The organism is Schnuerera sp. (genome assembly GCF_035459645.1).
GTDB lineage: Bacteria > Bacillota > Clostridia > Tissierellales > Tepidimicrobiaceae > Schnuerera.
The window spans coordinates 1-2,593 of sequence record NZ_DATHXO010000489.1 but is presented as its reverse complement, the minus strand read 5'-3'; the positions used below and the strand labels follow the sequence as shown (position 1 = coordinate 2,593).

Annotated in this window: 5 protein-coding genes; all 5 read left to right on the top strand. The window is 30.5% G+C overall.

The window, feature by feature from the left end; translation table 11 throughout:
- The coding region (locus VK998_RS11555; protein WP_325228474.1) for a ribonuclease J at positions 1-717 on the top strand (717 nt) is incomplete at its 5' end.
- A 114-nt stretch (positions 718-831) separates the two neighbouring features.
- Positions 832-1,137, top strand: coding sequence for a LysO family transporter (locus VK998_RS11550; RefSeq protein ID WP_325228471.1), 306 nt, complete (start codon positions 832-834; stop codon positions 1,135-1,137).
- Entirely contained in the window at positions 1,127-1,720 is a 594-nt protein-coding gene (locus VK998_RS11545) for a LysO family transporter (RefSeq protein ID WP_325228469.1), read from the top strand. Before VK998_RS11550 ends, VK998_RS11545 begins: the two co-directional genes overlap by 11 nt.
- An 11-nt stretch (positions 1,721-1,731) precedes the next feature.
- The gene (locus VK998_RS11540) at positions 1,732-2,070 is read left to right on the top strand and encodes a YlbF/YmcA family competence regulator (protein ID WP_325228466.1); all 339 of its coding nucleotides are present in this window, start codon (positions 1,732-1,734) and stop codon (positions 2,068-2,070) included.
- Positions 2,071-2,095: 25 nt separating this feature from the next.
- Positions 2,096-2,581, top strand: a complete 486-nt coding sequence (locus VK998_RS11535; protein WP_325228463.1) for a QueT transporter family protein — start codon at positions 2,096-2,098, stop codon at positions 2,579-2,581.
- The last annotated feature ends 12 nt before the right edge of the window (positions 2,582-2,593 follow it).

Below are 2,593 nucleotides of genomic sequence, written 5' to 3'. Positions count from 1 at the left end.
AAGATAGAATTAGTACCAGAAGATTTGGTAGTTATTTCTGCTTCTCCTATACCAGGAAATGAAAAAACTGTTTTTAGAGTTATAAATAAGCTTATGGAAATTGGTACAAAGGTTATTTATGAGTCTTTAGCTGATGTCCATGTTTCAGGACACGCTTGTCAGGAAGAATTAAAATTAATTCATACCCTTCTAAAACCTAAGATTTTTATACCAGTTCATGGTGAATATAGACATTTGAAAAGACATGGAGAATTGGCAATGGAATTAGGTATGCCAAAAGAAAATATTTTTATTGCTAGTAATGGTTCAGTTATTGAGTTTAGTAAAAATTCCGGTGCAATAAATCAATATGTTCAATCTGGTAATATTTTGGTAGATGGTTTAGGAATAGGAGATGTAGGAAATATAGTCTTAAGGGATAGGAAACATTTATCTGAAGACGGTTTAATTGTTGTAGTTGTAACTATGAGCAAACAAGAAGGAAGGGTAATTGCTGGCCCAGATATTATTTCTAGAGGATTTGTTTATGTGAGAGAGTCAGAAGATTTAATGGAAGAGGCTAGAGAAGTAGTAAGGAATGTACTAACTGAATGCGAAAAAAGGAATATAACTGATTGGGCAACACTTAAGTCAAGTATAAGGGATGCTTTAAGAGGTTTTATATATGAAAAAATAAAGAGAAATCCAATGATTTTACCCATTATTATGGAAGTTTAATAATTTTAATCCTAGTATATTGTTGCCAAATATGCTAGGATTTTTTTAGGGTATTTACTTGTTTAGTAATGGTACATAATGGTATAATATTGAATTAAATAATGGAGGTGGGAAATGGGAGCACGTCTTTTAATATATTTATTTGTATTAATACTTGGAGGTTATTTAGGATATAAGGATAAAATAAACATAGGCTTAAGCAATAAGCTTGATTTTATCCAAAATATTAGTTTGTTTTTTCTTTTATTTATCATGGGAATAAGAATAGGCTTAGATGAAAAAGTTATTAGATCCTTTTTTTCCATAGGATTTAAGGCAGGAATAATTTCTATATCTACAATTATTATTACCATTATAATTACTAGAATCATATCTAAGTTTATAATTTTAAAGGAAGGAGAAAATAAACTTGAGCCTTAAAATACTACTATCTGTTTTAATAGGAGTTGGCGTAGGTCATTACCTATTGCCTTTAACGTTTTTTTCATATACTGATATTATTATAGATATTGGTTTATGTATATTACTATTTTTTGTTGGAATTGATATTGGAAGACAAAAAAATGTTCTATCTAGCATAAAGACTTTAGGTTTAAAAATATTATTTGTGCCTTTTGGAATAATAGTAGGAGGTATTTTGGGGGGAGTATTTGCTGGTGTAATACTAAATATGCCTTTAAAGGAGGCGGGAGCAATTGGTTCTGGATTAGGTTGGTATTCATTATCCTCTATGATGCTTATTAATTATTCTACTGAACTAAGTACCCTTGCATTTTTATCAAATGTTATTAGAGAGATCATTGGGTTGATTTTAGTTCCTGTTGTTGCAAAGCATATAGGATATATAGAGAGTGTATCAGTTTGTGGTGCAACTGCTATGGACACTGCCTTACCTGTAATATCTAGGGCTACTGATTCTCAAACTTCTATTATAGCTTTTATATCAGGAGTAATTTCAACTATATCAGTTCCTATTGTATTACCAATAATATTGAAATTATAGGAGGTAATAATATGAATAATGTTTATGATCAAGCCCATAAATTAGCACGTGCAATAAGGGCTTCAGAAGAGTACAAGACCTATGTAGGAAAAAGAAAAGCTGTTTATTCTGACGAGAAAAACAAAAAAATGGTAGAAGATTTTAAAAACAAAGTTCTTCAAATACAGATGGAACAAATGTCAGGAAAAGAAGTAGAACAAGAAGAATTAGAAAAGATTAGTAAATTGGAAGAAGTTTTAACGTTGAATCCAACCATTAATGATTTTTTAAATGCTGAATTGAGATTTTCCCAATTAGTTCAAGATATAAATAAGATTATAGGAGATGCTATAGAGTTAGAGAATAATTAAATAGCTTAGCTGAGGAGGTATATAGATGAATACAAAATATTTGACAAAAGCTAGCTTGATAGCAGGTATTTATTTAGTTCTTGTTTTGATTCAGATTCCAATGGGGAATCTGGCTTTTGGACCTATACAACTTAGAATAGCAGAAGGATTAACCCTATTGCCACTAGTAGAAACGGCAGCGATACCAGGATTGTTTATTGGATGTTTAGCAGCAAACTTTTTACTCACACCTTACTCAGCCTTTGGTTTAATTGATATAATAGGGGGAAGTTTAGTAACCTTAGTAGCTGCATATTTAACTAGCAAGATGCCAAATAAGGTTCTAGGAGCATTGCCTCCCATATTATTAAATGGTTTTATTGTATCTATATGGGTATCTTATTTTACCAATATACCTTATTTGTATACTGTGGTAGGGATTAGCGTTGGGGAAACTGCATCGGTAGCTATCTTTGGTACATTAATATTGTCCGTATATAGTAAAGCTACAAAACATATTAAAAACCAATAATTATTATAATTT

Excerpts from the sequence above, each read along its gene's own strand:
- VK998_RS11550 (WP_325228471.1), top strand. The coding sequence starts at position 832 with ATGGGAGCACGTCTTTTAATATATTTATTTGTATTAATACTTGGAGGT.
- VK998_RS11535 (WP_325228463.1), top strand. The coding sequence starts at position 2,096 with ATGAATACAAAATATTTGACAAAAGCTAGCTTGATAGCAGGTATTTAT.
- VK998_RS11540 (WP_325228466.1), top strand. The coding sequence starts at position 1,732 with ATGAATAATGTTTATGATCAAGCCCATAAATTAGCACGTGCAATAAGG.